At 37.8% G+C, this 5782-nt stretch carries 10 protein-coding genes; 9 read left to right on the top strand and 1 reads right to left on the bottom strand.

The genetic code is table 11. The annotated features are described in order from the left end of the window. A partial coding sequence (locus tag MHN32_RS23275) for a hypothetical protein (RefSeq protein WP_239422951.1) occupies positions 1–261 on the bottom strand: 261 nt, incomplete at its 3' end. On the opposite strand from MHN32_RS23275, the gene MHN32_RS23270 reads away from it, so the two are divergent. The 9 genes from MHN32_RS23270 to MHN32_RS23230 all read left to right on the top strand — a co-directional run bounded on the left by MHN32_RS23270 (position 252) and on the right by MHN32_RS23230 (position 5515). Further along, entirely contained in the window at positions 252–950 is a 699-nt protein-coding gene (locus MHN32_RS23270) for a replication initiation protein (RefSeq protein ID WP_239422950.1), read from the top strand. The two genes, MHN32_RS23275 and MHN32_RS23270, sit on opposite strands and share 10 nt — an antisense overlap. 232 nt (positions 951–1182) lie before the next feature. Further along, entirely contained in the window at positions 1183–1836 is a 654-nt protein-coding gene (locus MHN32_RS23265) for a hypothetical protein (RefSeq protein ID WP_239422949.1), read from the top strand. 612 nt (positions 1837–2448) lie between these two features. Then, positions 2449–2856 (top strand): hypothetical protein, encoded by a 408-nt coding sequence (locus MHN32_RS23260; RefSeq protein ID WP_239422948.1) that lies wholly within the window; start codon positions 2449–2451, stop codon positions 2854–2856. Between the two features lie 32 nt (positions 2857–2888). Beyond that, entirely contained in the window at positions 2889–3332 is a 444-nt protein-coding gene (locus tag MHN32_RS23255; RefSeq protein ID WP_239422947.1) for a hypothetical protein, read from the top strand. 59 nt (positions 3333–3391) lie between these two features. After that, a complete protein-coding gene (locus tag MHN32_RS23250) occupies positions 3392–3748 on the top strand; it encodes a hypothetical protein (protein WP_239422946.1) in 357 nt (118 codons plus the stop codon). A gap of 279 nt (positions 3749–4027) precedes the next feature. Continuing rightward, the gene (gene radC, locus MHN32_RS23245; protein ID WP_239422945.1) at positions 4028–4483 is read left to right on the top strand and encodes a DNA repair protein RadC; all 456 of its coding nucleotides are present in this window, start codon (positions 4028–4030) and stop codon (positions 4481–4483) included. Between the two features lie 31 nt (positions 4484–4514). Continuing rightward, on the top strand, positions 4515–4841 hold the full coding sequence (locus MHN32_RS23240) for a hypothetical protein (RefSeq protein WP_239422944.1): 327 nt from the start codon (positions 4515–4517) through the stop codon (positions 4839–4841). A 23-nt stretch (positions 4842–4864) separates the two neighbouring features. Then, positions 4865–5098 (top strand): hypothetical protein, encoded by a 234-nt coding sequence (locus tag MHN32_RS23235; RefSeq protein ID WP_239422943.1) that lies wholly within the window; start codon positions 4865–4867, stop codon positions 5096–5098. Between the two features lie 114 nt (positions 5099–5212). After that, entirely contained in the window at positions 5213–5515 is a 303-nt protein-coding gene (locus tag MHN32_RS23230; RefSeq protein WP_239422942.1) for a hypothetical protein, read from the top strand. Positions 5516–5782: the final 267 nt, after the last annotated feature.

Raw genomic sequence — 5782 nt, 5'->3', positions numbered from 1 at the left:
AAACTGCCCTAGGCTAAATACTACAAACTGCCCTAGGCTAAATGCTACAAACTGCCCTAGGCTAAATGCTACAAACTGCCCTAGGCTAAATGCTACAAACTGCCCTAGGTTAAATGCTACAAATTGCCCTAGGTTAAATGCTACAAATTGCCCTAGGTTAAATGCTACAAACTGCCCTAGGTTAAATGCTACAAACTGCCCTAGGTTAAATGCTACAAACTGCCCTAGGTCACTAGGTAAGAGAGAATAATATGTCTGCAATAAGTAAAAACACATTACTCCAAAAAAAAGTTGAGCAGTCAGGTGCTATCGTGGAGGCTAAATACTCTCTATCAAAAGACGAACAGAGATTAATATTGTTGGCGTCACAAAAAGAACCTGATCAAGATGGGTGGTTTTATATAAGAGTTAATGATTACGCAGCAGCTTTTAATCTTACAATCAATGAGGCCTCTAGAGATGTGAGGCAAGTTCATTCCTCTTTATATGAGCGCAGCTTATCAATTCATGATAACAATGAATTTGTTGATCTTCGCTGGGTTAGTGCGAGGAAAAGAAATACCAAAACGGGAGTGTATGGGTTTAGGTTCTCTGAGGAGCTTTTACCTTATTTGAAAGATTTAAGTAAAAAAGTATCTTATCCACTTGGTGATGTATCTAAATTCACAAATACGCTGCATATACGATTGTTTGCTTGGCTATCCAATCATCGCGAGGAAGGTGAATTAATATTAGCACTAGATTACATAAAGGAACGTTTAGAACTAGACTCGTTATCTGCCTATAAAAGGTTTGATAACTTCAGGAGGCGTGTGTTAGAGCCAGCTGTTGAGAAAATTAATCAGTACTCATCTTTAAAAGTTAACTATGAACTTATTAAGTCTGGTAGAAAAGTTGACTCAATTCACTTCAAAATTGAAAGTGCTACAAATCGCCCTAACGATTTGTAGGGCTATATGTAGTATTTAACAGATCAGTATTGATCCTTTTTGATCTAACTATTATTTTACAGGTAAATATTAATTTGTTTGATATAACGGATTAGTATTTGAGGGGAGAGAGGTTTGGTCGCCACAACCAACCTCTCTAAAAGTAGAATGTTCAGCATGAACAGAGCTAAAAGCTCTATTTCATTCTATGCCTTGATATTGCATTTATCAAATAAAAATAATAGAGCGTCGAATGATTATTAAAGGTACAGCAAAGCAAAAGAGAACAAGAGCAAACAGGCCGTTTGCTTGTTTGAATCGTGCAGCTCTTAATACTATGCTTGATAACCCATCTAAGTATGCTTGTTTACAAGCACAGTCAGGGAAAACTACCCAAATTCAGTTCCTTCGAGATATTGCTGCGTTTATGGATCTACTGGTTAGTGAAATGTGCTTTGTTACTCGCAAAATAGGTGTTGCAACTAAAAATGGCTTCCTCTTGAGGACATGGAGGTTTGTAGCTATTGAACTCGGTATACCTGAATGGCGTGTAAAGCAAATCCTCCGTTGGGTTAGGGGAAAAGGGTGGATCACATCAGTGCAACCTCGTGAACGTTATCAAGATAAGAATGGCAACGATGCCTACAAAGGATTGGCATCAATTAAACGAGTAACTAAGAAATATTTAAGTGATTTAGGGCTAGCTGACAAATTCAAAGAGGCTTCTGTTGCTGCTAGGGATTATATAAAGATATTTGCGAAGAATTGCTCTGTTAAAGTTAAAACTGTGCTTACCCCTATCACTATGTTGAAAAAATTTAGTGCACTTAGTGATAAAGGTATAGATTCATTTAATCGATCTCTTGATGAGCTTGAGCGAACGATACGATCAACAGTCTTTATTTGAAGAATATCAAACATAAAGCGCCCCCTTTCAACCTTCTTTAATTAATATCAAAAACCGCTCAAAAAACACTCGGCAACCACAGGGAACTAACGTCAAATCCCCCTGTAAAACCCAATTTTGAATCTATGGCTATTTGCTAATGCTCATATATTTTAAGCTTTCGCTTATGAGGTGTGGATAAGTTGTTGTTAAAGGAAGTTAATTACTCCTAGTCTTTAGATCCCTTTACTTAATCGCATATTCCTAAAGGAATAGAGATATATAAAGATCCTTATTGATTAAGCATCCACATTGTGGATGAAATATGCCTCGCCTTCGGCTCGATTGCTTTTTATTATTAAAAGTTGATACTTTTGAAGTGCGGTAAGAAACATTGCTAAATTGCCTTTTTTATCGCTTTAGTATGTCTGCGACGCTATAACGCCAAAAAGAAGGGGTTATATCTATTTGCTCTTTTTGCATTGAAAACCTCTGGTATGCAACGAAACCACCCCAAAATCCCATCGACTAAAAAAGTGCAAATTTTTTTCAATGTTCCCCTTGTGTGCGGGGAACTATGTTGCTATAGTTAACTTGTTCCCCGTACTTAGATAGAACATTAAGGAAATAAAGATGACTACAGCACAACCAAATACAGCGCATTTACAAGAGAAATGGTTCGGCATTGCTTCAAGAGGAAGTAAAAAGCCTTATAGCACTGCATTCAAAGCGTTTGGCTTGCCTGATACAGGGCTTAACTCTCGCAGTTACCCGCTTTTTACTCGTCCACAATTAATGACGTTTTTAGAGTTGCTTAAAACTTATGGAGATACATTCGAAATACCCGCTCACATACCAGAGAAAGGTGAATTTAGAATTCATACCAATGACAACTCAAGCATGATGTTTGCAAACGTCAACGGCCTATATAAGCAAGTAATTGATTTTCATTTTGATGGTGAGGACGATATAGAGCTTATTGAACTTAGCCATGAACAGATCACATTAACATCATTTTTTACAAGCCCTGTTAAAAAGTAATGGTTGTTAGATAGAGCATTAAGGAAATTAAGATGACTACACACACAAAACAATTTAAGCCTTTTTCAGTTAAAGTTGAGAACGAGTTATTAGAGTGGGAGCGTAATGAAGTTCACTATGCCACCTCTTTGCAAGCTGCGGTAAAACGAGTAAAGGCAAAATACGAAAATGACCCAAATTTAACGGTCACAGGGAATAAAGAATTAGAAAGTGTTGAATACAAAGCTGTTTTCACACACCAAGGCAACTCAGAGAACGATGAGGTAACCGTTTTTGTTTTTATCAATGAGGACGACAAGCTTAGTAAAGCTCGGGAACTGGCGGTGAAAACTATCAGAAGATACAAAACAAGACACATAGTTGAGGATGTTATTTCATCAAACGATACCTGGAGCGGCAGAATTGCCTTTGGCTCTATAGGTGAACATGTGGCAAATATAGACTACAGATGCAGATTGGACATAGAGCCTGTTTAACAGGCTCTATCCAAGCAGACAATATCAAAAACATTTCAATCAGCGCGAAAAGAGAAAATATGGATAGAGATAAACTTAAAAAATTTAATGGTCGATTGTCAGTTAATGCAATTGATCGTTGCATTCAAACAATACATAAAACCGCACCAAAAACTAGCGCGATCACTATCAGTATTATCATGGATATTGTGCGACACCAAGGGGACAGTCCCGCCAATATCGGAGACCGCCTTTTTGATAACAGGGACAGCTCAACAGTGCATGGGGTTATTAAAAAACTGGAAAAAATGAATTGGATCAGACTTGATGAAGTGCAATATCAGCATGGCGCTTATCCAAGAAAGCAAGTGTACTTAACCAGTCTACTGGCAGAACTACTTGAATTGACGAGTGAAGAGATTATAGTAAGTCAATAGTTCCTCGCTATGCGGGGGTGAACCGGAAGAGCTGTAGTTTTGAACATTCCCCGTATTAACGGGGCTCAACACTAAACCATGATTCTCTATTAATGTTCCTCGTTTTATGGGGTAGAAGGTCGCAGCAGCGGCCTTTTTTGTGTCGGTCACTGCATATCTTTAATGGCAGGATATACAATTAATTAAATATTAAATACCTATTTACACCGCCCCTTTGGGTTGGTATTATATACTTGAAAGGTCGGGAAACGTCCATGACCTATAAATCAGGAATTATCCATGAATAGCAATTTTTCAAATCAAGAATTAAGCATCATTAATCAAGCGCTTGATATTCTAAAGTCTAAAGCTCGCACCTCAGATTCAATAACAAGCCCTGAGATGGCTAAGGCTTTATTCAAAACTCAAATCGAGACATCAGAAAGAGAGGTTTTCTGTGTTGCACTATTGGATAACCAGCATCGTTTGATTGAGTCTGTTGAACTTTTTAAAGGTACTATCGACGCAGCAAGTGTTTATCCAAGAGAAGTGGTTAAACTGGTTTTAGATAGCAGTGCCGCCGCTGTCGTTTTTGCACACAATCACCCGAGCGGTATTGTTGATCCCAGCCAAGCTGATAAGTTAATTACCAATAAACTAAAGTCTGCGTTGGATTTAATTGATGTACGAGTGCTTGATCATATAATTGTAGGTAGTGAAGGCTCTTATAGTTTCGCTGAGCGCGGGTTGATTTAAAGGAGAGGGGCGCTAGCCCCTACTTAAAATTATGAGTGAACAGAATCAAATTTATTTAACTGAGAAAAAAAACATTCCTGAGTCAGTCCAAGGTTTTGCTAAATTACCAAGTGCAAATCGGTTTGACTCTGGTGAGTTTGAGCCGCCAACGCCTGAGCAGATCAAAGCGTTAAGGCAGATGTTAGGGATGAGTCAGAACGACTTAGCGAAATTAGTGGGTGTAACTTGGAACGCTAAAAAGGGCAGCACCGCAGTTCGTAAATGGGAGACAGCTGTAGGTAAACCGGAGTACAGAGTTATCAGGTACGCTGAGTGGCGCGGCCTGTTGGTTCATGCGGGTGTGGTAGCTAAATTTTAAATATTGGAAAAACGGAAATAAACATGTTTAAAAATATTAAATACAAACTGATAGCTTTAGTATTCATTTTTACCTTTTTATGGATATGGATTTGGCAGCTAGGTTATTTAGCTATTCCAGAAAATGTAGAAGCATCTGAATTTTTGCGAAGCTGGATGAACCCGGGGGTAATGGCATTCCCAACCATAATTTCAATTTTTTGTTTTTTTGCTGCAAATTATTTTTTAACGAAAAAAAATAAGCAGGAACAAAATTAGCAAAGTCAATTGATGAACGCTAACCGCAATATTGGAATGTCGGGATTCCCTATGTCAGTACTAAAGCAGACTCAAGGCGCTGAAAGTAAATAATTTAAATTAGAGGGATTAAATATGGCAGATGTTAAAGAATTGAACGGTGAAATTGTCCTAAGTTTGTTCGGGTATGAGTCACTAGATGATATTGATGATGCGCTTTTAAAGCACGTTAACGAAGCGATGGAAAACAACGCTGTTGGTATTAAAGTGAAATACCCTGTCGTTAACTCTGGCAACAAGATTGGCTTTGTGACAATTGAAACAACAAGCACTGAACGTATTTTTGGGCATTACACATTAAGCGGCCAAAAGCTTTTTAATGAGTTCAAAGTTTTAGATTTTTACAGTGGTGCTTACGGCACATCAAGCACTAAATAACGTGTTGGAATACAGGCGATCAGCACATGCTATAGGAATTAGAGGTTATGGGAATCAAATTATCTACACATATTATGGTTATATCAATGGTGCCAATATTCATTTTGATAGCTTTGAATGAGTTAAGTTTGTTTAGCATTAATGATTCACTAGAAATAAGTATCAGTATCCTGTCGTTGACAATCTTTGGGTTTTTGATTGGGGTGTTTAGGTGGATCGTATTTGAAAATAACAACAAGTGACTTTATACGCCAAAAAGTAAGTAGT

The sequence above is a fragment of the Pseudoalteromonas sp. Of11M-6 genome, assembly GCF_022347905.1.
In the GTDB taxonomy this organism is placed as follows: domain Bacteria; phylum Pseudomonadota; class Gammaproteobacteria; order Enterobacterales; family Alteromonadaceae; genus Pseudoalteromonas.
This window is presented reverse-complemented; position numbering and strand designations above follow the sequence as displayed.

What these genes read in the sequence shown, in the direction of transcription:
- MHN32_RS23270 (WP_239422950.1), top strand. Translation starts at nt 252, where the DNA reads ATGTCTGCAATAAGTAAAAACACATTACTCCAAAAAAAAGTTGAGCAG.
- MHN32_RS23265 (WP_239422949.1), top strand. Translation starts at nt 1,183, where the DNA reads ATGATTATTAAAGGTACAGCAAAGCAAAAGAGAACAAGAGCAAACAGG.
- MHN32_RS23260 (WP_239422948.1), top strand. Translation starts at nt 2,449, where the DNA reads ATGACTACAGCACAACCAAATACAGCGCATTTACAAGAGAAATGGTTC.
- MHN32_RS23255 (WP_239422947.1), top strand. Translation starts at nt 2,889, where the DNA reads ATGACTACACACACAAAACAATTTAAGCCTTTTTCAGTTAAAGTTGAG.
- MHN32_RS23250 (WP_239422946.1), top strand. Translation starts at nt 3,392, where the DNA reads ATGGATAGAGATAAACTTAAAAAATTTAATGGTCGATTGTCAGTTAAT.
- radC (WP_239422945.1), top strand. Translation starts at nt 4,028, where the DNA reads ATGAATAGCAATTTTTCAAATCAAGAATTAAGCATCATTAATCAAGCG.
- MHN32_RS23240 (WP_239422944.1), top strand. Translation starts at nt 4,515, where the DNA reads ATGAGTGAACAGAATCAAATTTATTTAACTGAGAAAAAAAACATTCCT.
- MHN32_RS23235 (WP_239422943.1), top strand. Translation starts at nt 4,865, where the DNA reads ATGTTTAAAAATATTAAATACAAACTGATAGCTTTAGTATTCATTTTT.
- MHN32_RS23230 (WP_239422942.1), top strand. Translation starts at nt 5,213, where the DNA reads ATGGCAGATGTTAAAGAATTGAACGGTGAAATTGTCCTAAGTTTGTTC.